This window comes from Rhodanobacter sp. L36 (assembly GCF_009765755.1).
Classification (GTDB): Bacteria; Pseudomonadota; Gammaproteobacteria; order Xanthomonadales; family Rhodanobacteraceae; genus Rhodanobacter.
This window is the reverse complement of record NZ_LMUV01000002.1, coordinates 851,527-872,644: the sequence shown is the minus strand read 5'-3', so window position 1 is coordinate 872,644 and position 21,118 is coordinate 851,527. Positions and strand designations below refer to the sequence as shown.

General features: G+C 63.1%; 24 protein-coding genes. 14 read left to right on the top strand and 10 right to left on the bottom strand.

Features of this window, described 5'->3' with window-relative positions; all coding sequences use genetic code 11:
• Positions 1-70: 70 nt before the first annotated feature.
• Positions 71-997, bottom strand: a complete 927-nt coding sequence (locus GSQ73_RS03715; RefSeq protein WP_158881102.1) for a patatin-like phospholipase family protein — start codon at positions 995-997, stop codon at positions 71-73.
• 137 nt (positions 998-1,134) lie between these two features.
• The gene (locus tag GSQ73_RS03710) at positions 1,135-2,163 is read right to left on the bottom strand and encodes a class 1 fructose-bisphosphatase (protein ID WP_158881100.1); all 1,029 of its coding nucleotides are present in this window, start codon (positions 2,161-2,163) and stop codon (positions 1,135-1,137) included.
• A gap of 168 nt (positions 2,164-2,331) precedes the next feature.
• On the opposite strand from GSQ73_RS03710, the gene GSQ73_RS03705 reads away from it, so the two are divergent.
• From GSQ73_RS03705 to GSQ73_RS03660, 10 genes are all read left to right on the top strand, one after another.
• Positions 2,332-2,940 (top strand): DJ-1/PfpI family protein, encoded by a 609-nt coding sequence (locus GSQ73_RS03705; protein ID WP_158881098.1) that lies wholly within the window; start codon positions 2,332-2,334, stop codon positions 2,938-2,940.
• 10 nt (positions 2,941-2,950) lie between these two features.
• Positions 2,951-3,160 (top strand): hypothetical protein, encoded by a 210-nt coding sequence (locus GSQ73_RS03700; RefSeq protein ID WP_158881096.1) that lies wholly within the window; start codon positions 2,951-2,953, stop codon positions 3,158-3,160.
• Between the two features lie 39 nt (positions 3,161-3,199).
• Positions 3,200-3,829, top strand: a complete 630-nt coding sequence (locus GSQ73_RS03695) for a glutathione S-transferase C-terminal domain-containing protein (RefSeq protein ID WP_158881094.1) — start codon at positions 3,200-3,202, stop codon at positions 3,827-3,829.
• Between the two features lie 74 nt (positions 3,830-3,903).
• Positions 3,904-4,608 (top strand): YafY family protein, encoded by a 705-nt coding sequence (locus GSQ73_RS03690; RefSeq protein WP_158881092.1) that lies wholly within the window; start codon positions 3,904-3,906, stop codon positions 4,606-4,608.
• A gap of 131 nt (positions 4,609-4,739) precedes the next feature.
• Complete coding sequence (locus GSQ73_RS03685) at positions 4,740-6,491, top strand: DUF885 family protein (RefSeq protein ID WP_254063283.1); 1,752 nt, start codon at positions 4,740-4,742, stop codon at positions 6,489-6,491.
• Positions 6,492-6,533: 42 nt separating this feature from the next.
• A complete protein-coding gene (locus tag GSQ73_RS03680) occupies positions 6,534-7,769 on the top strand; it encodes a hypothetical protein (RefSeq protein WP_158881090.1) in 1,236 nt (411 codons plus the stop codon).
• Positions 7,770-7,894: 125 nt separating this feature from the next.
• A complete protein-coding gene (locus GSQ73_RS03675; protein WP_158881088.1) occupies positions 7,895-8,314 on the top strand; it encodes an MbcA/ParS/Xre antitoxin family protein in 420 nt (139 codons plus the stop codon).
• 100 nt (positions 8,315-8,414) lie between these two features.
• A complete protein-coding gene (locus GSQ73_RS03670) occupies positions 8,415-9,119 on the top strand; it encodes an RES family NAD+ phosphorylase (RefSeq protein WP_158881086.1) in 705 nt (234 codons plus the stop codon).
• 37 nt (positions 9,120-9,156) lie between these two features.
• A complete protein-coding gene (locus tag GSQ73_RS03665; RefSeq protein ID WP_158881084.1) occupies positions 9,157-9,837 on the top strand; it encodes an SGNH/GDSL hydrolase family protein in 681 nt (226 codons plus the stop codon).
• Positions 9,838-9,937: 100 nt separating this feature from the next.
• Complete coding sequence (locus GSQ73_RS03660; RefSeq protein WP_158881082.1) at positions 9,938-10,789, top strand: CPBP family glutamic-type intramembrane protease; 852 nt, start codon at positions 9,938-9,940, stop codon at positions 10,787-10,789.
• A gap of 12 nt (positions 10,790-10,801) precedes the next feature.
• Here GSQ73_RS03660 and phhA read toward each other — a convergent pair whose 3' ends face one another.
• Positions 10,802-11,692 (bottom strand): phenylalanine 4-monooxygenase, encoded by an 891-nt coding sequence (gene phhA / locus GSQ73_RS03655; protein ID WP_158881080.1) that lies wholly within the window; start codon positions 11,690-11,692, stop codon positions 10,802-10,804.
• 133 nt (positions 11,693-11,825) lie between these two features.
• On the opposite strand from phhA, the gene GSQ73_RS03650 reads away from it, so the two are divergent.
• From GSQ73_RS03650 to GSQ73_RS03640, 3 genes are read left to right on the top strand one after another with little or no spacing between them, the layout of a single operon-like run.
• Positions 11,826-12,317 (top strand): Lrp/AsnC family transcriptional regulator, encoded by a 492-nt coding sequence (locus tag GSQ73_RS03650; protein ID WP_158881078.1) that lies wholly within the window; start codon positions 11,826-11,828, stop codon positions 12,315-12,317.
• Positions 12,318-12,335: 18 nt separating this feature from the next.
• Positions 12,336-13,151 (top strand): lysophospholipid acyltransferase family protein, encoded by an 816-nt coding sequence (locus GSQ73_RS03645; protein WP_158881076.1) that lies wholly within the window; start codon positions 12,336-12,338, stop codon positions 13,149-13,151.
• Entirely contained in the window at positions 13,148-14,173 is a 1,026-nt protein-coding gene (locus GSQ73_RS03640) for an alpha/beta fold hydrolase (protein WP_158881074.1), read from the top strand. Before GSQ73_RS03645 ends, GSQ73_RS03640 begins: the two co-directional genes overlap by 4 nt.
• On the opposite strand, the gene GSQ73_RS03635 is transcribed toward GSQ73_RS03640, so the two are convergent.
• The 3 genes from GSQ73_RS03635 to GSQ73_RS03625 are packed head-to-tail and all read right to left on the bottom strand — an operon-like array spanning position 14,149 to position 15,459.
• A complete protein-coding gene (locus GSQ73_RS03635; protein WP_158881072.1) occupies positions 14,149-14,760 on the bottom strand; it encodes a 2OG-Fe(II) oxygenase in 612 nt (203 codons plus the stop codon). The two genes, GSQ73_RS03640 and GSQ73_RS03635, sit on opposite strands and share 25 nt — an antisense overlap.
• Positions 14,761-14,820: 60 nt before the next feature.
• Complete coding sequence (locus GSQ73_RS03630) at positions 14,821-15,033, bottom strand: DUF3820 family protein (protein ID WP_158881070.1); 213 nt, start codon at positions 15,031-15,033, stop codon at positions 14,821-14,823.
• Positions 15,034-15,036: 3 nt separating this feature from the next.
• Entirely contained in the window at positions 15,037-15,459 is a 423-nt protein-coding gene (locus GSQ73_RS03625) for a VOC family protein (protein ID WP_174236047.1), read from the bottom strand.
• Between the two features lie 111 nt (positions 15,460-15,570).
• Between GSQ73_RS03625 and GSQ73_RS03620 the strand changes: the two genes are divergently transcribed.
• Positions 15,571-16,860: a glycosyltransferase gene (locus GSQ73_RS03620; RefSeq protein ID WP_158881068.1), complete on the top strand. Its 1,290-nt coding sequence runs from the start codon at positions 15,571-15,573 to the stop codon at positions 16,858-16,860.
• Positions 16,861-16,934: 74 nt separating this feature from the next.
• Here the strand turns inward: GSQ73_RS03620 and GSQ73_RS03615 are convergent, their stop codons facing one another.
• The 4 genes from GSQ73_RS03615 to GSQ73_RS03600 form a co-directional block, all read right to left on the bottom strand.
• Entirely contained in the window at positions 16,935-17,810 is an 876-nt protein-coding gene (locus GSQ73_RS03615; protein ID WP_158881066.1) for an alpha/beta hydrolase, read from the bottom strand.
• Positions 17,811-17,924: 114 nt separating this feature from the next.
• A complete protein-coding gene (locus GSQ73_RS03610) occupies positions 17,925-18,806 on the bottom strand; it encodes a tetratricopeptide repeat protein (RefSeq protein ID WP_158881064.1) in 882 nt (293 codons plus the stop codon).
• Between the two features lie 233 nt (positions 18,807-19,039).
• Positions 19,040-19,420, bottom strand: coding sequence for a VOC family protein (locus GSQ73_RS03605; RefSeq protein WP_158881062.1), 381 nt, complete (start codon positions 19,418-19,420; stop codon positions 19,040-19,042).
• 1,049 nt (positions 19,421-20,469) lie between these two features.
• Positions 20,470-21,024 carry a CPBP family intramembrane glutamic endopeptidase gene (locus tag GSQ73_RS03600; RefSeq protein ID WP_158881060.1) on the bottom strand — a complete coding sequence of 185 codons (555 nt, stop codon included), beginning with the start codon at positions 21,022-21,024 and terminating at the stop codon, positions 20,470-20,472.
• Positions 21,025-21,118 lie beyond the last annotated feature (94 nt).

Sequence of the window (21,118 nt, the reverse complement as noted above, 5' to 3'; positions counted from 1 at the left end):
TCCCCCACGCTACAACCATGGCCCGGGCCGGCCAAGTGCAGGACGGCACGACGCGCGAACCGCCGCTTGATCAGTGCGCGACTGTTGCCGGTGTAGTCGATGATTGATGTGCCGCGGCCATCGCCGCGAGCTTGGCGCGAATCGCCGGTATCGCCGCGAGCGTGGCTTTCTCGCCTTCGAGGATCGCCTGGTTTTTCTGCTCGAAATCCGCCGGGCCGATGCCGCTGATATCCGGACGGATCACCACGTCGGCGCGCGCCATTTCCTGCCGGCCGAGTTGCTGGCCCATGATCGCGATGGTCTGTCCGACGATGTTCACCATGCCCCGCGGATTGCTGCCGCTGGGCCGGGTCGAGATGTCCACGGCGATCACGAAATCCGCGCCAAGCTGGCGCGCCGCGTCCACGGGCACCGGGCTGACCACGCCGCCATCGACATAGTGGCGGCCGCTCACATCGGCAGGCTCGAACACGCCGGGGATGCTGCTCGACGCGCGCACCGCCTGCCCGGTATTGCCACGCACGAACACCGTGCGCGTGCCGGTTTCCAGTTCGGTTGACACCGCCGCGAACGGCATCTTCAACTGCTCGATCGACTGGTGATGCACGAGTTCGTTGATGTAATCCTGCAGCGCCTGCCCTTGCACGAGCCCGCCGGAAAAAATCCGAACGTCGCGGATCTTCGACTCGTCCAGCCCGAACGCGGTTTCCTGCAGCTGGAACGCATCCATGCCACTGGCGTACAGCGCGCCCACCACGCTGCCGGCGCTGGTGCCGGCCACCACATCCGGATGGATGCCGCTGGCCTCCAGCATCTTGATCACGCCAATATGCGCAAAGCCCTTCGCCGCGCCGCCACCCAGTGCGAGACCGATCTTCAACTTCACCGGGACCCGCGGCGGAATCACCGGGTCGGGCATGACGGGTCTGGTATGGCCGAAGCAGCCGCTCAACGCGAGCGTGGCGAGCAAGGGCAGCAGGTGACGGCGGAAGGTCATGGATGGCATCGCGCTGAAAAAAAGAAGGGTGATGTGCTGAAAGTTTATGGCGGACTTGAGGCGTAGTCGCGGCCACGAAGAGCCCAAGCTGTTGCTGATGCCCCTCCCACCGCTCGCAGGGGGAGAAGCAAATCAATTCAGCCTTGCGCGGCATCCGCATCGAGGTGATAGCGCGTCACTACTTCCACCTCGCTCCTCGAACCGAGGAACACCGGCACGCGCTGATGAAGTGCGGTCGGCTGCAGCGCCATGATGCGTTCGCGTCCGGTGGTTGCCGCGCCGCCGGCCTGTTCGATGATGAAGGCCATCGGGTTGGCCTCGTACATCAATCGCAGCTTGCCGCCCTGCTGCAGGATTTTTGCATCGAGCGGGTAATAGAACACGCCGCCGCGAGTCACGATGCGATGCACGTCCGCCACCATCGACGCGACCCAGCGCATGTTGAAATCGCGCCCACGCGGACCTTCCGTGCCGGCCAGCAGCTCGCCGATGTAGCGCTGCATCGGCGCCTGCCAATGGCGCTGGTTGGACATGTTGACCGCGAATTCGGACGTCTCTTCCGGAATGCGGATGTTGCGCCGGCTCAGCATGAAACTGCCGACCTCGCGCTCCAGCGTGAACTCGTGCGTGCCATGGCCGAAGGTCAGCACCAGCACGGTGGCCGGCCCGTACACCACATAACCGGCGGCGAGTTGCGTCGTTCCCGGTTGCAGGAAATCCGCGGCCTTTGCTTCGGTGACGCCATCGGGACAACGCAACACCGAGAAGATGGTGCCCACCGACACGTTGACGTCGATGTTCGACGAACCATCCAGCGGATCGAACAGCAGCAAATGATTGCCTTTCGGATAGCCGTCCGGAATCTGCTGCGGATCTTCCATCTCTTCCGATGCGCAGGCCGCGAGGTGGCCGCCCCACGCGTTGGCTTCGAGCAGGATCTCGTTGGAAATGACATCCAGCTTCTTCTGTGCCTCGCCCTGCACGTTCATGCTCAGCGCGCCGTCGCCGGCCATGCCCAGCACGCCACCAAGCGCGCCCTTGTTGGTGGCCACGGCAATGCGCTTGCATGCGCGTGCGACCACTTCGATCAGCAGCGAGAGCTCGGCGTTGATATGACCGGCGCGGCGTTCCTCGATCAGGAACTGGATCAGCGAAATGGGCTTCATGACGAGGTCCTGGCGGAGGAAAGCGCATTGTCCGGGCTGCGCATGAACTGCGCCACCACGTTGCCGCGCCATCGTTGGGCTGGATTTTTTCAATGTGCCGGCGGGCTGCTGACACGACGTTGGCAGCAGGGGCTGCGCATGATGGACCTCCAAAGCGGAGGAACAGACATGCGCGATACGGTTTACTTCCTGGTGTTCGATGGCTTCGCCGACTGGCAGGCTGCGCTGGCCTTATGTGAAGTCCGCCGGCCCGGCGACTGGCGCGTGCAGACGGTGGGTTTCTCGATGGAGCCGGTGATGTCGATGGGCGGCCTCGGTGTCGTGCCCGATGCGACGCTCGCGCAGATCGACGCGACACGCGCCGCATTGCTGATCGTTCCCGGCGGTCATCTCTGGCAGCGCGGCGAAGGCGAGCTGGCAGTCGCAGCGATACGCCGAATTCATGATGCCGGTGCACCGGTCGCGGGCATCGACAGCGGCGTGCTCGCGCTGGCTCGCGCACAGTTGCTCGATCATTGTCGTCATACCGGCAACTGGCCCGGGCAGATCGCCAGCCAGGTTTGTGTTTACGCCGGCGCCGCGCAATACGACAGTGAAGTGCTCGCGGTCAGCGACGGCGGCACCATCACCGCCAGTCACCTCGGCAGCGTGGAATTCGCGCGCGAAGTGATCCGCACGCTGGACCTCTACAGCCCGAACGATCGCGAACACTGGTATCGCCTGTTCAAGCACGCCCAGCTGCCGCCGTGGTGCGTGGGTGAAGCCGTGACGGCGTGAGGAGTTGCCCATGAGCCCAGCGTTGAATGACCTGATCCAAGCCTATCGGCCGCTCTATCTGCACGGTCTGCGGATGGACGGCCATTCCCGCCCTCCATCCATCGGCTCGCCATTCGATTCCCCGCCGCGGGTTACCGGATCGACGTCACGCAAGCGCATGCTTCTGGTTGCACTGACTGGATTGCGGCACATCATGCCGAACCATCGCGGTTCGCCATGATCTACATCCATGCATCCACAAACCCATAAGGACATTGCCATGAGCTCATCGGACATCACGTTTTTTCATGCGCCCAACAGTCGCTCGGGCGGCACGCGTGCCCTGCTGGAGGAACTCGGCGCCAGCTATCGATTGCACGTACTCAACCTGACGAAAAACGACCAGCGCCAGCCCGAATACCTTGCGATCAACCCCATGGGCAAGGTGCCGGCGATTCTTTACGGCAAGGCGTTGATCACCGAGCAGCCGGCGGTTTTCATGTTTCTCGCCGATCACTTCGCCAACGCGAAACTGGCGCCGACGCTCGACGATCCGCTACGCGGCCCGTATCTGCGATGGATGGTTTATTACGGTTCGTGTTTCGAACCGGCATTGATCGACAAGGCGATGAAACGCGAGCCGGCTGCGTCGTCGACATCGCCGTATGGCGACTACGACACCATGCTCAACACCTTGACCGACCAGCTCGCGAAAGGACCGTGGTTGCTCGGCGATACCTTCACCGCCGCCGACGTGCTGTGGGGCACGGCGCTCCACTGGACCACGCAGTTCCAGCTGGTCCCGGACACGCCGCTGATCCGCGCGTACATCGACCGCGTGCAGGCGCGGCCGGCGATGCAGCGCGCCGCGGCGATGGACGCCAAACTGGCGGCCGCGCAGTCGTCGTGACGCGTGAACCGCAATATTTCGAGGCGTGACCTCCGACGCTGGTCGTCACCGCCAGCCTCGGCGATGATGTGCCGATGCGCCGCGCCGATCGACTCTTTCTCATTATCAACGCCCTGCGCGGTCGTCGCACCGCGCTGCAGGCGCGCCAGCTCGCGCAGACGCTCGGCGTGTCGCTGCGCACCGTCTATCGCGACGTGGCCGACCTGCAATTGTCCGGCGTACCGATCGAAGGCGAGGCCGGCGTCGGCTACGTGTTGCGCAAGGGATCGGACATCCCGCCGCTGATGTTCACCGCCAACGAACTCGAAGCGCTGGTGGTCGGTTCGCGGTTCGTGCGTGCGTTCGCGGGCACGCGCCTGGCCGAAAGCGCGCAGACCGCGCTGCTGAAAATCGAAGCGGTGTTGCCGCCCGAGCTGCGCGAGCGTTCCACGCGCACGCGCATCTTCGCGCCGGTGTGGCGCGATCCGCATCGCGAGGATTTCGCCGCACTGATCGATCGCCTGCATGCCGCCATCGTCGGCAATCAGGTGTTGCGGCTGGACTATCGCGACGAAGGCGGCGCCATCAGCGCGCGCGAAATCGAACCGCTGTGCCTGTCGTTCTGGGGCGGCGCGTGGACCCTCGGCGCGTGGTGCCGGCTGCGCGAGGACTTCCGCAATTTCCGGCCGGATCGCATCGATGCCAGCGCGCCGAGCGGCGAAATCTTTGCGGAGCTGCCCGAGCGCAGCCTGTCCGGCTACCTGCGCGCCGTCGGCGTGGACAAGCTCGATCTGCGCTAGCGCGACTCGCGTGGAAGGTCGACCTGCCGGCGTGTTCAATCGTGCGCCCGCGCAGTACGCTCACGGCTTACTTCACTCAAGGACTTCGCGTGAACAAGACGCTGATCGCAGGCATCGTCATGGCTTTCTCGATGGCTGCACTGCCGCTCCGCGCGCATTCCGATCCGGGCTCCAGTGCCGACGCGCACTTCAGGGACATCTATACGGCCGAGTGGTCATGGCGCAACGGGCAGGCCGGCGTCAGCGCGTCGGGGGAATCGCAGCCGAACAATGGTCGCCTCGACGACGTGGATGCGACCAGCCAGAAGCAGCGGCTCGATTACTGGCAGGGCGTGCTCAAGCAACTCGACGGCATCGACACGAAACAGCTGTCGCCCGCCAGTCGCGTCGACTATGCGGTGTATCGCGAACAGATCGGCAACTTCATCGCCGACCAGCGTTTCATGAACTGGCAGATGCCGTTCAACAGCGACTCGGCGTTCTGGTCCGACATCGGCTATGAACTCGGTGGCGACCACCTGCGCACGATGGACGATTACCAGAAATATCTAGACAAGCTCGGGCAGATTCCGGCGTACGTCGATCAGCAGATCGACAACATGCGGCTGGGCCTGCAACGCGGTTTCAGCGTGCCGCGCGACGTGCTCAAGGGCCGCGATGTTTCGATCGCCGCCGTCGCCGAATTGCAGGACCCGACCCAGGCCAGCTTCTACGAACCGTTCAAGCAGATGCCCGTGTCGATTCCCGACGACCAGGCGCAAGAGCTTCAAGGCCAGGCCGTACGGCGCATCCGCGATGGCGTGATTCCGGCCTATGCCAAGCTGCTGGCGTTCTTTCGCGACGAATACGTGCCACACGCGCGCACCACGCTGGCGGCCGAAGCGTTGCCCGACGGCCAGGCGTTTTATCGCCAGCAGATCCACGAATACACCACGCTGGATTTGAGCCCCGATGCGATCCATCAGATCGGCTTGCAGCAAGTGGAAAAGATCCACGCGCAGATGCTCGACGCGATGCGCGACAGCGGCTTCAAGGGCAGCTTTCCCGAGTTCCTGCAGTTTCTGCGCAGCGACGAGCAGTTCCACGCGAAGACGCCGGAAGACTTGCTGATGCGCAGCGCGTGGGTCGCCAAGGAAGTGGACGGCCAGATGTCGCGCTACTTCGGCCACCTGCCGCGCGAACGTTTCACCATCGAACCGGTGCCTGCGGATATCGCGCCGTACTACACGTCCGGTCGCGGCGGTCCGGACGTCTATCTCGTCAACACCTACGACCTGCCATCGCGGCCGCTCTACAACATGCCCGCGCTGACCTTGCACGAATCGTATCCGGGCCATGCGTTGCAACTGGAACTGGCCGACGAGGATCAATCGCAACCGGATTTCCGTCGCAACAGCTACATCTCCGCTTATGGCGAGGGCTGGGGCCTGTATTCGGAATACCTCGGCAACGAGATGGGCATCTACAAGACGCCCTACCAGCGTTTCGGTTTTCTCAGCTATCAGATGTGGCGCGCGTGCCGGCTGGTGGTCGATACCGGCATCCATCATCTGGGTTGGACACGCCAGCGCGCGATCGATTTCCTGACCAGCAATGCGGCCTTGTCCGATCGCGAAATCGCCAACGAAATCGACCGCTATATCAGCTGGCCTGGGCAGGCGCTGTCGTACGAACTGGGTTATCTGAAAATTCTCGAGTTGCGCGCGAAGGCAGAAAAAGCGCTCGGCGCGAGGTTCGACATCCGGCATTTCCACGACACCGTGCTGTCGACCGGCTCGGTGCCGTTGCCGGTGCTGGAACAACGCATCGATCGCTTCATTGCCGAAGGCGGGCCCGAGCCGGATTTCGGTTGCGATTGCGCGAAGAAAGCCGCGGCACCGTAACGGCAAGATACGGACTCGACGTTTCATCAGGGGGAACGAACAGTGAGTGACAACCAGAGCGCATCGGCGCTGGACGGCTACGAGCAGCCGATCCGTTATCCGCTGGTCTACCGGCTGAGCACAGCGTCGCAGATAGCGGCATGGCTGCTCGGGTTGGTATCGGCAGTAGGCGGCGTGTTTTTTCTCATGGGGATGATGCAGCGAGTCGCGGATTTTTCCGCCGCCGCGGCGTTTGCTGCCTGTGCATTGGGCGCGCTGGCGTTATCGGCCTACTGCATCGCCTCTGCGCTGCACAGCACGCTCGCTCTCGACGCGCAGGGCATCGAATTGCGCAACGCCTTCAGCACGCGGCGGCTCGAGCGTTCCAACATCCTCGGTCGACGCGTCATCAAAACGCGCAATGGCAGCTATCCCGTACTCGTGGCGAAAACAGGCCGATCGCTCACTCTCCAGGCATCGATGTTCAAACTGGACGGTCGTTTCAATGCCTGGCTGGAAAGCCTCCCCGATCTCGATGCCCAGGATCGCGCCGACACACTGGCCATGGTCGAGCGCGATACCTCGCTGGGCACCAACGCGAGGGAACGTCTCGCGACACTGGACAAGGCCACGCGCCTGGCCAAAGTGCTGAACGTGCTGCCGATGGGCCTGATCTTCTGGAGTTTCCTCTATCCCAGACCCTATATGGCCGTCGTGGCCTGCGCGGCATTGCTGCCCTGGATCGCCGTGCTGCTGGTGTGGACCAAGCCGGGTGTGTTTCGTTTCGATGGCAAGAACAGCGATGTTCGTCCGAACCTCACCATGCTGTTGATCATGCCGCCGATGGTGTTGGCCATGCGCGCGTTGTTCGATGTCACGCTGGTCGATCTCGGCCAGCTTTTTCTGTGGGGTGTTGTGGTCGGCCTGCCGTTGTGCGCGGCGATTTTCGCAGCGCCGAAAACGCCATCGTCGACAGCGGCAAAACCCTGGGTGCTGCCACTGGTCATGTTGCCTTTCATGGCGGCCTACGGCACCGGCCTGCTGGCACTCACCGACTCGATGTGGGACGACGCCAGGCCACAGGTGTTCCAGACCGCGGTGACCGGCAAGGACGTCACCCGCGGCAAGAGCACCACGTATTACCTCGAGCTCGCGCCGTGGAACCCGGCCATCGACAAGGATCGGATCGCGGTACCGCGCAGCTACTACGACATGGTCGACCGTGGCGACACCGTCTGCGTGCGGCTGCACCCCGGCCGGTTCGGGCTGCGCTGGATACAGGTCGGTGGATGCAACTGACTGCCGACCCCGGAACGACTTCGATATGGCATGAGCAATCAGAATTCTGAGTCGCGCGATGTCGACTGGCGCAGACTTTCGATATAAAGTAAAGTATCAATATACTTTACCGAGAGAGTATCGCCATGATCACTCGCCCGACCCGCATCGTGGAAACCGTACCTCGCTATACGGAGTCCGCGGATACGCTCGCCGGCCCTGCGTTGCGCGCGTTCTTCAACATGGCCGAACAGTGGAACCTGCGCATGGCCGATCAGCGCAAGCTGCTCGGCGATCCTCCGGAGTCGACTTTCTACAAGTGGAAGCGCCAGCAGGGCGGCGCAACGGGACGCGACGTGGTCGAGCGGATCAGTTACCTGCTCGGCATCTGGAAAGCGCTGCAGATTCTGTTCCCCGATCCGGCACAGGCGGATGCGTGGCTGCACAAGCCGAACCAGTCGCCGCTGTTCGGCGGCCACTCGGCGCTGGAACGCATGCTCTCGGGCAACGTTGCCGACTTGTTCGTGGTGCGCCAGTACCTGGACGCACAGCGTGGCTGGAACTGAAGCTGCCACAGGCGTCGCAATCGGCGATATCGCGCCATCGCATCATCGAAATCCGCGTTCGCTGCCCGCAGCGCGAGTCGCATGACACGCCGGAACGCCGATGCCCGCTGAACTGCCTCCATCAAAATCGCCACCGCTGAAACGCATCCGCTGGAACCAGGCGTACCGGATCGTGCCGAGCCGATTCCCGCCGAGCGGCCTGTTCGATCGCATTGCCAACCCGGCCGATCTCGACGCCGTGTTCGCGATCGAGGCGCTGACCAATCCACGCCTGCGCGAGGAGGCAGGCATGCTGAAATTGATTCCACCAGATCGGCGTATCAGCGGCCCGGGCAGTACGCCGGTGATGGCGGCATTCACCCATCTCAATCCCGAAGGCAGCCGTTTTTCCGATGGCAGCTGGGGCGTGTTCTACGCAGCGCACAGCGTCGCCACCGCGGTGGAAGAAACCGCGTATCACCGCGAGCAGTTTCTTGCGGCGACTGCCGAACCATCCTGCGATCTGGAAATGCGCTGCTATCGCACCAGCATCGATTGCAAGCTGCACGACCTGCGCGGCGGCTGGCCCGACGCGCAGTTGCCGAACACTTATGTCGCCAGCGTCGCGCTCGCGGAACGCCTGCGTGCCGGTGGCTCGAACGGCGTGGTCTACGAAAGTGCACGTCACGAAGGCGGCGAATGCGTGGCGTTGTTCTATCCCGACCTCGTTGCGCCGTGCGTGCAGTCCGAACACCTGATCTATCGATGGGACGGGCGGCGCATCGCCATGGTCTTCAAGGTGTCGGAACTGCCGCGTCCGCAGTAGCCTTGGCGCTTCGCCGTTTGCAACCACGAGGTCCACGATGATCAGGTCACGCTTGCTTCCATTGCTTCTCGTTCTTCTGCCCGTGTTGGCTCAGGCGAAGAACAATCAGCCTTACAACCACGCGCAGTGGAATCCGGACATCGCCGCATTCGAGGCCGCCGATCGCGCGAATCCACCGCCGCAAGGCGCGGCGTTGTTCATCGGCAGCTCGTCGATCCACGCCTGGAAAACCGTGGCGACGGATTTCCCGGAAGTGCGCACCATCAATCGCGGTTTCGGCGGCTCGGAACTCGACGACTCCACGTTTTTCGCCGACCGCATCGTCGCGCCGTATCACCCGCGCGCCATCGTGCTGTATGCCGGCGACAACGACTTGCAGGATGGCGACAGCCCGGCCCACGTGCGCGACGACTTCGCCGCGTTCGTCCAGAAGGTGCGCTCGCTGGATCCGAACGTGCCGATCGCCTTCATTGCGATCAAGCCGAGCATGGCGCGCAAGGTGCTGCTGCCGCAGATTCGCGAAACCAACAAGCTCGTTCGCGCTTACGCCGCGACACAGAAAGGGGTGACCTACCTCGACGTGTTCACGCCAATGCTCGGCAGCGATGGCCAGCCGAAGCCCGACTGGTTCGTTGCCGATGGCCTGCATATGAATCGCAGCGGCTACGTGCTGTGGACCGGCATCGTGCGCCCGTGGCTCGACAAAGCCATGCAATGACACGCGGCACGGTGCATCCGGGCGGCGGCGTGATCAGATACGTCGCCGCGCGGAAATTTCGGGACCGACATACCGATGTGCGAACGAGACCGATCCATCCATGCCCATGAAAATGCCCGCCGCGTTCTCGCCGAAGATGCCGCTGCTGCTGTTCTTCGTGCTGACGTTCGTGATCGCCTGGGGTTTCTGGCTGTTGCCGCTGCTGGCGACGCGCGGCGCGATGCAGCTGTCGAGCGGTGAACAGACGGCGTGTCTAATCGCCGGATCGTATGCGCCTTTCATCGCGGTGCTCATTTCGTTGTATCGCGATGGCGGCTGGCCGACCGTGTGCGATTTCGCGCATCGCTGCCTGCGCTTTCGCATCGGTCCGGATTACGTCATTGCCGCGCTGCTGCTGGTGCCATTGCTCGGACTCGCCGCCGCATGGATCTACGCGCGGATGGGCGGGCCGCCGCTGGCGCTGGCCGTTTCCGTGGGACAGATTCCGCTGCTGTTCCTGCTGATGCTTTTCATGGGCGGTGCGGTGAACGAGGAATTCGGCTGGGCTTATGCAATCGACCGACTGCAGCGCGGGCGCCGCCTGCTCTCGGCGACGATCCTGCTCGGCGTGATCTGGGCATGCTGGCATCTGCCGTTGTTCTTCATCGCCGGCGTGACGCAATCGTTCCTGCCGTTCTGGGCGTTCGTGATCTTTGCGGTCGCGCTGCGGCTGCTTTACGTGTGGGGCTACGAGAGCAATGGCAAGAGCCTGCTGGTGCCGCTGGCCTTCCACACCACGACGAATCTCACGCTCAACCTGTTCGTGCTGGTGGATCGATCCGCACAGCGCAACGAGCGCGGCTTCATCGTGTTCGCGTTGCTGGCGATGATCGTGGCCGGCATGGTGGCACTCACCGCGCGCCGCTATCGAAGCACCATCGCGTTGCCTGCCGAGGCGTCGGGCAAAACCTGACGACTTTGTCGCTCAGGTATCCGCACCGGTTGCCCAGCCTTCGCGCGTGCCGCGGGTGAATACACGATCACCGTCATCCAGCACGTCGCCCGCCGCATGCGCGGGTTGTTCGCGCAGCTTTGAATAGATCGCCGTGAAATCCGGCCCGGTCGCATCGAACAACTCCTCGAAGCTGTCGATCACGAAATAGGTTTGCTGATAGGTATCGATGCGGTAGCGCGTACTCATCACGCGTTCGAGATCGAAGCCGATGCGATTCGGCGCCGCCGAATCGAGCGAATAGATCGACTCGCCTTTCGAACTCACGATGCCCGCCCCGTAGATGCGCAGGCCGTCGCCGGTATTGATCAGGCCGAACTCCACCGTGTACCAATACAGCCGCGTCAGGTTCATCAGTGCTTCGGGGCCGATCGCGAACGCTTTCATGCCGCCGCGGCCGTACGCCTGCATGTAATCGGCGAAGACGGGGTTAAGCAGCAGAGGCACATGGCCGAACAGGTCGTGGAACAGATCCGGCTCGCTCAGGTAATCAAGCTGGTCGGGTTTGCGAATCCACCAGCTCACCGGAAAACGGCGGTTCGCCAGGTGATCAAAGAACACTTCATCCGGCAGCAGGCCTTCCACCGCCACCACTTCCCAGCCGGTCGCCGCGCCGAGCACCTTGTTGAGCTCGGCGAATTTGGGAATACCACCGTCGCCAAGTCCGAAACGTTCGACGCCCTCCATGAATTCCGCGCACGCGCGACCCGGCAGCAAGTCCCGCTGGCGCTTGAACAGGGTGTCCCAGACTTCGTGGTCGGTGCGGCTGTAGCTGTCCCATGGCTGGTCCACCACGCCGGTGGCATATACCGGAATGTAGCCGCGGTCGGTTTGCTGATGTTCGATCTTGCGGGGCGTGTCCATGCGAATTCCAGGCGAAATGGCTTCAACGATTCTACGGCGCCATGTCCGGCGGAAGGTTGCTTTATTGCCTGAATATGCGGCCTTTATGCATTATCCTTGCGTCTGAGTCCGAAAGAACGCGTGGAAGTTGCGCATGTCCAACCTCGACCGCACTGATCTTCGAATCCTCGCCGTGCTGCAAGGCGAGGGTCGCATCACCAATGCCGACCTCGCCGAACGGGTGAGTCTGTCACCGTCGGCTTGCCTGCGGCGGCTGCAGCGGCTGGAGTCGGACAAGGTCATCACCGGCTACGCCGCGCAGATCGATCCGGAAGCGATCGGCCTCGGGCTGCAGGCGTTCGTGCGTGTGCAACTGAGCAAGCACGAGAGCGCGGCGATCGAGGATTTTGTCGCCCGCGTCAACGACTGGGACGAAGTGGTCGCCTGCCACGCCCTGACCGGTGACATGGACTATCTGCTCCACGTGCATGTGGCCGACCTCAAGGATTTTTCCCGCTTCCTGCTCGATCACCTGCTCAATGCCGCCGGCGTCGCCGACGTCAATTCCAGTTTCGTGTTGCGCACGGTGAAACGATTGCCGTCGCTGCCGCTGACGCAGTTGAGCGTCCGCGCCGGTGTCGACTGACGCTAAACTAATCGACTGATGAGTACCGACACCGCGACTGCCCACGAACCCGACCTGATGCGCCCGCTGCGTTACCTGGTGCGCGTGCCGCTGCTGCTGCTGCACATTGTGCTGGGCATTCTGCTGTGCTCTCTGATCCTCAGCTGGAACCAGGACGCGGTGATGAAGAACGGCCGCGAGCCGTTCGTGCACAAGATGATCCGCTGGTGGTCGTACTACCTGTTGCGCATTTTCGGCTTGCGTTCGGTGCGCGTCGGCGAGCCGCTGCCCGATCCCGTACTGTTCGTCGCCAACCACACCTCGTGGACGGATATCGAACTGCTGCACAGCCAGCGCGCCGCCTGCTTCGTGGCCAAGGCGGAAATCGCGCGCTGGCCGCTGGTCGGCTGGATGGCCGCCACCGGTGGCACCATTTTCCACCGCCGCGGCAATAACCATTCGCTGTCCGCGGTCATGCAGACAATGGTCGAACGGCTGCGCGGCGGTCGCTCGGTCGGCGTGTTTCCCGAAGGTGGCACCGGGTACAACGGCGTACTGAAAACCTTTCACGCGCGCATCTTCCAGGCCGCGCTCGACGCACCGGTGCCGGTGCAGCCGGTGGCGCTGCGGTTCGCGCGCCAGGGCCAGCGCATCGTGGATGGCGGATTCCGCGAGAACGAGACTTTCGTGTCCAACATCCTGCGTCTGCTCGGTGGCCCGTCGATGGATGCCGAAGTGCATTTCCTCGAACCCGTGCCGGCCAGCCCGGATGCGCGCCGTCGCATGGCCGAGCTTTCGCGCGAACGCATCGCTGTCGCGCTCGGCGATCAAATGACCGGCGACGCCGTCGCATGAGCCTTCCGCGCGGCGCAGATTTCCGCCCGCCCTGGCCGCTGCGCAGCGGTCACATCCAGACCATGCTGTCTTCCAGCGGTGTGCGCCGCATGTTGCTGCCGCGCGCCGCGCAAACGGTGATGCACGACGCGGAGCCGGTGGTGGTCGACGGCGGTGGCGGCGTGCGGCTCACCGGTGCGTATACCGTGCAGAAAAAACTGCCGGCAGCGCGTGGCCTGGCCGTGCTTTTCCATGGCTGGGAAGGCAGCGTCGATTCCACCTACGTGTTGCAGACCGGTAGCCGCCTGCTCGCCGATGGCTGGGATATTTTCCGGCTCAACTTCCGTGACCACGGCGATAGCCACTCGCTCAACGAAGCGCTGTTCCACTCCTGCCGCATCGACGAAGTCGTACACGCTCTCGGCGACATTGCAGAACGCTGGCCGGCAAGGCCCATTGCGCTGGCCGGTTTCTCGCTCGGCGGAAATTTCGCACTGCGCGCCGCACTGCAAACCTCACGCGTGGGCATCCCCCTTTCGTACGTGCTCGCGGTGTGCCCGATCATCGATCCGGGCGAAGGCCTGTTTTCGCTGGAGGAATCGGCGCCCTGGTTCTACCAGGCCTATTTCATGCACAAGTGGCGACGTTCGCTGCAGGCGAAACAGGCGGCGTTTCCGCAGCACCAGTATTTCGAGCTGTCCGAGCTCAACCAGAACCTGCGCGGGCTCACCGAGGCGATGGTGCTGCGGCACACCGACTTCAAAACCCTGCAACAGTATCTGGACGGCTATTCGGTCGCCGAGGATGCGCTGCTCGGCATGCAGATCCCCGCCACTATCCTCACCTCGCGCGACGATCCGGTCATTCCGGTCGATGCCTTCGAAAAACTCAAGCTGCCGCCGAATGTCGAACTGGATATCGCCGAACACGGCGGCCACTGCGGTTTCATTCGTGGCTACGGCATGACCAGCTTCACCGACGACTACATCGCCGCGCGTTTCAACGCGATCGCCGAGGGTCAGTCACCCATCATCGGTCGCTGACGCAACCAGCAGGCAACGCTCATTCTGTTGCGCGTCGCGGGCAACACTTCGTGTTCGAACTGCGCGGAAAGAAACAGCAGCAAGGTGCCAGAGCGCGGATAGATATCCCGATGCGACAGGTCGGCCAGGTGCAGCCGCAACGCGCCACCCTCGGCATCCAGCCACGCGTCGTTGAGATAGAACACCGCCGAAATCACGCGCGCGTCGTTGCCGTGCAATCGATCGAGGTGGCGCGCATAGTCGGCGCCCGGCGTGTACATCGCATAGTGCGATTCCTCGTCGACCAGCCCGAGCAACAGGTTCTGGTTGAGCGCGATGCGCAGGACATCGATGCGATCGGAAAACACCTGCTGCGCGTCGCTCAAGGCATCCGGCTCGAACCACAATGTACTGTCGCCGCGCAGCAGCGAACGAACGCGTCCGCTGCCGACATGCGCGGGCGTCAGTCGTTGCGCGTCGTGCAACGCATGGCATTCGTCGGCCAGCGCCAGGGTCTGCATCGGCGAAAGCAGATGGTCGATCAGGCACCAGCCATCCGCCGCGAGCGTCGCCGACGCGGTGTCGAATTCATCGGATCGGGGAGTCATCGGCGCACCGCCAGCAAGGACTGGCAGCATACGCGGTATCGACGCGCCGGCCGCGGCGGTTCAGCGCTGGCGCAGCGGATCAAGCAGCGAAGACAGCCCGTTGTGATCCAGCTCCAGCATCAGCGCAAGCAACCGCCCAAGCTCACCGGCGGGAAAACCCTTGCGCGCAAACCAGGCGAGATACGCGCCGGGGAGGTCGGCAATCAGCCGGCCCTGGTATTTGCCATACGGCATGCGCACCAGCAACAGCTTCTGCAGATCCTGTGCTTCCATCGCTTATTTCGCGAAGAGTTTCGACGGATCGGCGAACGCCTTGAACTCCAGCGCATTGCCGCAGGGATCGAGCAGAAACATCGTTGCCTGCTCGCCCGGTTGTCCCTTGAAACGGATGTGCGGCTCGATCACGAATCGCGTACCGGCCGCCTGCAGCTTTGCGGCCAGCGCCGTCCAAGCATCCATCGACAGCACCAGCCCGAAATGTCGCACCGGCACGTCGTCGCCATCCACGTCATGCGCCTGTGTCGGTCGTGCTTCGTCCGGCGCGACATGCGCCACGATCTGATGACCATGGAAATCGAAATCGACCCAGTCGTCGCTCGAACGGCCTTCCGGACAACCAAGCAACTGGCCGTAAAACGCGCGGGCATTCGCCAGCGAAGTGACCGGAAAGGCAAGGTGGAACGGTGGCATGTTCGGCATGACGTTCTCAGGCGATGCAAATCAACGGACGCGTAGCATTGCCGTCCCTGCACATGCGGTCAATGTCGAGGGCGATAAGCTCGACGCTTTCTCCACCTGTCGAATCCACCCATGCGCAGCGCTCACATCGTCATCGCCACGGTCGGTTCGCTCGGTGATCTGTTTCCGTTTCTTGCGATCGGGCAGGTGCTGCTTGCCCGTGGGCATCGCGTCACCGTCGCCACGCACGCGGTGCATCGCGTGGCGGTCGAACAGGCGGGGCTGGCTTTCGCCGATGCGAGCGGCATGGCCGAGCCGGAAGATCGCGTCGCGTTTACCGCGCGCGCGTTTCATCCGTGGCGCGGGCCGCGCTTCGTGGTGCATGACTTTGCCGCGCTCGATGTGCGCAGCAGTTACGAAAAACTGCAGGCGGTATGTGCCGACGCCGATGTGTTGATCACTACCACCCTCGCGTTCGGCGCGCAGGTCATCGGCGAACAACGCAGCGCGGCAGGCGCGTTGCATTGGTGGTCCGCGATCCTCGCGCCGGCCGGTTTCCTTTCCGCGAGCGATCCGCCCGCTACCGGCGTAGCGCTGGTGGATCTTTTCACGCGCGGTTCGTCGCGACGTGGACGCTGGATGCAATGGACGGCCAAACGCATCACGCATGGATGGACCGCGCCGGTGCGCGCGTTTCGTCGCGAACTCGGTTTGTCTGCGGTGTCGCCGCTCGGCGATCCGTTTCATCGCGGCCAGCATTCTCCGCACGGCGTGCTCGCGTTGTTCTCGCCGCTGCTCGCGCAAGCGCAAGCGGACTGGCCGGCAAACGTGCACATCACCGGTTTCGCGCGCTACGCGCAGCCCGCCGCGCACGACCCCGCGCTTGCCGCGTTTCTCGATGCCGGTCCGCCGCCGCTGGTTTTCACTCTCGGTTCCGCAGCGGTGCATGCCGGTGCCGATTTCCTGCGCGAAAGCGCGAAGGCTGCAATGCAACTCAAACAGCGCGCCGTGTTGCTGACCGGCTCACCCGAAATGCGCGCGCGGTTGTCGATGGATTTGCCATCCACCATCCACGCCGTCGACTACGCTGCGCACGCGACACTGTTTCCGCGCGCATCGGTGATCGTGCATCACGGCGGCATCGGCACCAGCAGCGAAGCCTTGCGTGCCGGCAAACCGATGCTGGTGGTGCCGCACGGATTCGATCAACCGGACAACGCCGCACGCCTGCAACGCCTCGGCGTGGGGCAGGTGCTGCCGGCCACGCGCTATCGCGCCGATCGCGCCGCGAATCGGTTGCACGATTTGCTGCAGCGATTCGAATACAAGGTACGTGCCGAACTATGCGCCGCCGCGTTGCGAAACGAAAACGGGGCACGAAACGCTGCCGATCTCATCGAGACCGCGCTGATGCGCCGTTGATGCTTCGTGTTGCGTGGCGCGCCGATCGGCACTCCGCAGGCACAACTTGCCTTGATTCATCCGGCGCCCAGAGCTCACTGTCCGCTCACCAAGGTTTCGACGATTTCCTCGAAGTGGTTGCAAAGGGTGGACAGGTGGCCCTCCTGCGGAAACACGGTCAGGCTCGCGCCATCGAGCTTCGACACCATCGAGCGAACCAGGGCGAGCGGCACGTTCATGTCCTGCTCGCCGTGGAAAAACCGGATGGGGATGGTTATCTCCTCGGGCGAAAATCCGAACGGCCTGACGTAGAGCCTCGCATCCCAGGCCGCACCCTTGGTCCCTCGGCTCAGGCATTCGCGGGTGATGGCCTGCAAGATTGAGAACCGGTCGCCCTCCGACATGGCAGCAAGGTCAGGCGCGACCAGAAAGCGTTCCATCTTGCGAAGTTCTTCTGCCTGCGAGGCTTTGCCCTCTTTCTGCATGGTCTTCAGCAGGCCGCGCAAACCCAGCGAAAATCGTTCGGCCAACAGCCAGAAAATCCGGTTGGCAAAAGGCAGGTTGCCGGTGACTTCCGGCGCGTTCATCGGCCCCGCTCCGGAGACAACAACGACGGAGGTGATTCTGTCAGCCAGCCGCGACGCGCACACGGCGGCGTAGACGCCCCCACCGGAATTCCCGAACACGCCGAAGCGCTCGATCCCCAGCGCATCGGCGACGAAGGCAACGTCGTTCGGCCACTCGGTGAAAGTTCTTTCCCGTAAAAAGTCCGACTGCCCCATGCCGGGGCGATCGATCGCAATGAAACGCAGACCCGTCGCACGAAGACGGTCTTCGCCGATCAACGAAGGTTCCAGCCGGCACGATGGCGAACCGTGAAAGTAGAACACCGGCGATCCGTCCGTCTGGCCGAATTCCGAATAAGCGAGTACGCGAGAATCCGGCAGCACGAGTTTCGTGGTCAGCGTCATGTCGGTCTCGCACGGATGGCACATGCCATCGTGCCGATTGTCGGCCACGGCCGCGTCGGCATCCAGTCGATGGCCCCATGCACAATCCGGAACCGCAGGATCGTTCGCGGTGTTTCAGTGCGCCGGCGCAGGCGGCGGCGGTGCGGGTGTCTGCGCTGCCGCCGCGGCGTTGATCGCCTTGAGTTGCAGCGTTGCCTCGCGATCGCCCAGTGCGGCGGACCGCTTGAACTGCTCCGCGGCCTCCTGCGTTTTTCCCTGCGCGACATAGGTGTAACCGAGCCCTTTGTATGCCGCCGCTTTCTCCGGCTGCATCGCCGACGCATCGAGCGCGACCTGCTGAAACTTGCGCTGCGCACCCGCAATGTCGCCGCGTGCGAACGGGGCCCAGCCGCACTCCGCGCCGCCGTCTTTCGTGCAAGCCTTGTCCGCTGCCGCCGCGACAGGGTTGCCGGCGGCGGACGACGAAGACGCGGGCACGCCCACCTGGCCCAGTCGTGCCGCGGCAATCGCCGACGACGTGCCGCGCTCCACATCGGCAAGCTGGCTGATCAAACCATTCTGCTGTTTCCGCGCCGCATCGTACGCAAGCAGGATGCCGGTGATATCCACCTTGACGTAATCGGCGTCCTGCACCAGCACCATGTCGTGATCGGGTTTGTCGGACAGCTTGCTGCGGATTTCCGGCAGCGGCAGTTTCATGTCGCTGGGGTTCGGATCCACCATCACTTCCACATGCACCTGCGGGTTGTGCGTGGTCAGGTACGTGCCGAACAGCCCGCCGACGATCAGAAAGCCCAGCCCGAAACCGAGCAGCAATTTCAATACCGGCGTCGGGTCGTTGCCCTTCTTCCACACCACGCCCAGCACGATCGCCGCGAAAAAAATGCCCAGCGCCAGTCCGGGCAAGCCGTACTTCAGCAGGCTGCCGAGCGCATCGATCTGGTCGGTCGCGCAACTCACGCTCGTGGCAGCCGGCGTGGTCTGAAAAAGCATCATGTCGTTTCCCCGCGTCCGTGAATCCGGCGGGAGTGCCGCTCCCGTCATCGCACTTCAGCGTACTCCCGCGTCGCCGCCGCACAATGCGTGCGAAAGCGCTATGCAACTCGACATAGGCGTGACCTGCGCCGCATGAAACTGCGAGGCGCGCGCATGAACATCGCGGCATGTCGAGCAAAAAGCCGGGCCGCCGATGCGTTGCCGGTCTTCGCGACTTTCATGCAACAGCGCGTTTACCGCATGGAATGCAACCCGATCAGATTGCCCTCGGTATCGTTCACCAGCGCGATGTAACCGTAGGGACCGATGCCGAATTTCGGTTTCATTACGGCACCGCCCGCGTCGACGACCCGGCCGAGTTCCATTGCGCAGTCCCCGCAGCTGAAATAGACCAGCGTGCCGCCCATGCCGGTCGGGCCGTCAGCCATCTTCACCAGTGCACCGGACGCGCCGTCACCGCGATCCATCGAACCGGGAAACACCCACATCTCGATGTCTGGCGCGGGCGTATCGAGCTTCTCCAGCGAGATGGCGAATACCTGTTCGTAAAACGCCTTGGCGCGCTGCAAATCCTTCACGTAAATCTCGAACCAGCCAACCGGTTTCATGGACATGCTGTTTTCTCCACAGGCGAAAGCTGCGCGGGATGACGCAACTCTCCATGAAGACGAACGACGGCGTCGTCAATCGACATGCCGGCTTGTGGTGCGGCTCTCCGAGTGCCACGCGCGACACTAAAAGACCCGGCGTTGGAACTCCGAGAGCCAACGGCCGCCGAAAAAGACCCGGCGTTGACACTCGGAGAGCCACGCGCGACTCAAAAAGACCCAACGTTGGCACTCGGAGAGCCGGGCGCCGCCGAAAAAGACCCAGCCGTGGCACTCCGAGAGCCACCCGCCGCCGAAAAAGACCTGGCGTTGGCACTCAGAGTCCCAAGCGCGGCACTCCGAGAGCCGCGCGCCACTCAAAAAGACCCAACGCCGGCTCTCGGAGAGCCAGGCGCCGCCGGAATAGAGCCGACGTTGGCGTTGGGGTGTTGCGCGTGGGTCTTTTTGCCCTGGCGCTCAAACAGACCAGGGCACGACCTAAGTCGTCATGTGATTCTTAAGCAGAGCTTTCGTGCGCCTGCGGCGCCCGAGTCACTTTCTCTTTGTGTGGCCAAAGAGAAAGTAACCCAAGAGAAAGGCCACCCCACTTGGCGCTTGCCGGGCATCGGGCCACCGCTCCTGCGTTGCCTCAACTCCGGCATCCATGCCGTCGCCTTGTGCTGGCGAAAAGGAGTCGACCTCCTGTCGACTCCCGCTGCGCGGCCTGTCGTCCCGGACTCACCGCCGCACAGGGGTCCCGGGTAAAGCGACGGGCCCTCCTGGCCCGCACTCGACGTTGCAATCCAGAGCTTCTTTCTGGTCTCCCGCTCCCCTTGGGGAGAGGGCTGGGGTGAGGGGCGGGTGCTCGCCGCAAACCTCGGTTGATCGTCATTCCAGTGGAGGCCGGCATCGCACGCATCGAAGTCAGAGAGTCCGCGTCGAAAACAGACCGGCACAACCATGTTCAATGCTTCTTCTTCTAGGCTTGAACGACCATAACGGTGTCGTCCAGCAGAGCTTGCTCGAAGTATCGAATGCATGCATGTCGTCAACGCATTTCTGGCGATTCGTCCTCGTTATGCCCATGGATGCAATGCTTGATACACCGCGAAAAAATTGCCACCGATGTGCATCAGTATCGGAACCCAGAGTGAGCGTGTATTGACGCGAGCTGCACCTAGCGCGATGCCGTCGATGAAGACTTGGGCAAGCAGCCATCCGTCATATTGGAAGTGAAAGCCGGCCCATATGGCTGCGGTTGCGACGACGCCACCGTAGTTCCCAAGTCTTGTTCGACGAAGCCAGGTGAGGACCAGGCCACGGAAGACAAACTCTTCGGCAATCGGCCCGAAGATCGCGATCGCGACGATTCGAGCGATCAGGACGGGCAGCGAAAACGCATGCCATGGCGTCGAGCTGGGGATGCCAAGGAGTCGGTAGGCATTTTCCTCCGCTGCGCTCAGCACCGCGAACGCCAGCAGCCAAACCAATAATTGCCAAGGCTTGGGCACGCGAAGGCCCAAGTCGTCTTGCCACGAGAGGTCGCGTTTGCGTGAGGCAAAAAGCACCACGCCAACGGCGACCAACGGGAACAAGAGTTTCGGTAACACTGCCGCGAGCCCGGGTGACATGCGTGGTCCTGACAAAAACAGGGGTCAGAGTCGACTTTCTACTGGACTCGCGCGGTCAAAGTGCACTCTGACCCCCGTTTGTTCACCTGTTTGA

Coding starts and splice junctions, on each gene's coding strand:
- GSQ73_RS03715 (WP_158881102.1), bottom strand. CDS start 997: ATGACCTTCCGCCGTCACCTGCTGCCCTTGCTCGCCACGCTCGCGTTG.
- GSQ73_RS03710 (WP_158881100.1), bottom strand. CDS start 2,163: ATGAAGCCCATTTCGCTGATCCAGTTCCTGATCGAGGAACGCCGCGCC.
- GSQ73_RS03705 (WP_158881098.1), top strand. CDS start 2,332: ATGCGCGATACGGTTTACTTCCTGGTGTTCGATGGCTTCGCCGACTGG.
- GSQ73_RS03700 (WP_158881096.1), top strand. CDS start 2,951: ATGAGCCCAGCGTTGAATGACCTGATCCAAGCCTATCGGCCGCTCTAT.
- GSQ73_RS03695 (WP_158881094.1), top strand. CDS start 3,200: ATGAGCTCATCGGACATCACGTTTTTTCATGCGCCCAACAGTCGCTCG.
- GSQ73_RS03690 (WP_158881092.1), top strand. CDS start 3,904: ATGCGCCGCGCCGATCGACTCTTTCTCATTATCAACGCCCTGCGCGGT.
- GSQ73_RS03685 (WP_254063283.1), top strand. CDS start 4,740: ATGGCTGCACTGCCGCTCCGCGCGCATTCCGATCCGGGCTCCAGTGCC.
- GSQ73_RS03675 (WP_158881088.1), top strand. CDS start 7,895: ATGATCACTCGCCCGACCCGCATCGTGGAAACCGTACCTCGCTATACG.
- GSQ73_RS03670 (WP_158881086.1), top strand. CDS start 8,415: ATGCCCGCTGAACTGCCTCCATCAAAATCGCCACCGCTGAAACGCATC.
- GSQ73_RS03665 (WP_158881084.1), top strand. CDS start 9,157: ATGATCAGGTCACGCTTGCTTCCATTGCTTCTCGTTCTTCTGCCCGTG.
- GSQ73_RS03660 (WP_158881082.1), top strand. CDS start 9,938: ATGCCCATGAAAATGCCCGCCGCGTTCTCGCCGAAGATGCCGCTGCTG.
- phhA (WP_158881080.1), bottom strand. CDS start 11,692: ATGGACACGCCCCGCAAGATCGAACATCAGCAAACCGACCGCGGCTAC.
- GSQ73_RS03650 (WP_158881078.1), top strand. CDS start 11,826: ATGTCCAACCTCGACCGCACTGATCTTCGAATCCTCGCCGTGCTGCAA.
- GSQ73_RS03645 (WP_158881076.1), top strand. CDS start 12,336: ATGAGTACCGACACCGCGACTGCCCACGAACCCGACCTGATGCGCCCG.
- GSQ73_RS03640 (WP_158881074.1), top strand. CDS start 13,148: ATGAGCCTTCCGCGCGGCGCAGATTTCCGCCCGCCCTGGCCGCTGCGC.
- GSQ73_RS03635 (WP_158881072.1), bottom strand. CDS start 14,760: ATGACTCCCCGATCCGATGAATTCGACACCGCGTCGGCGACGCTCGCG.
- GSQ73_RS03630 (WP_158881070.1), bottom strand. CDS start 15,033: ATGGAAGCACAGGATCTGCAGAAGCTGTTGCTGGTGCGCATGCCGTAT.
- GSQ73_RS03625 (WP_174236047.1), bottom strand. CDS start 15,459: ATGCCGAACATGCCACCGTTCCACCTTGCCTTTCCGGTCACTTCGCTG.
- GSQ73_RS03620 (WP_158881068.1), top strand. CDS start 15,571: ATGCGCAGCGCTCACATCGTCATCGCCACGGTCGGTTCGCTCGGTGAT.
- GSQ73_RS03615 (WP_158881066.1), bottom strand. CDS start 17,810: ATGACGCTGACCACGAAACTCGTGCTGCCGGATTCTCGCGTACTCGCT.
- GSQ73_RS03610 (WP_158881064.1), bottom strand. CDS start 18,806: ATGATGCTTTTTCAGACCACGCCGGCTGCCACGAGCGTGAGTTGCGCG.
- GSQ73_RS03605 (WP_158881062.1), bottom strand. CDS start 19,420: ATGTCCATGAAACCGGTTGGCTGGTTCGAGATTTACGTGAAGGATTTG.
- GSQ73_RS03600 (WP_158881060.1), bottom strand. CDS start 21,024: ATGTCACCCGGGCTCGCGGCAGTGTTACCGAAACTCTTGTTCCCGTTG.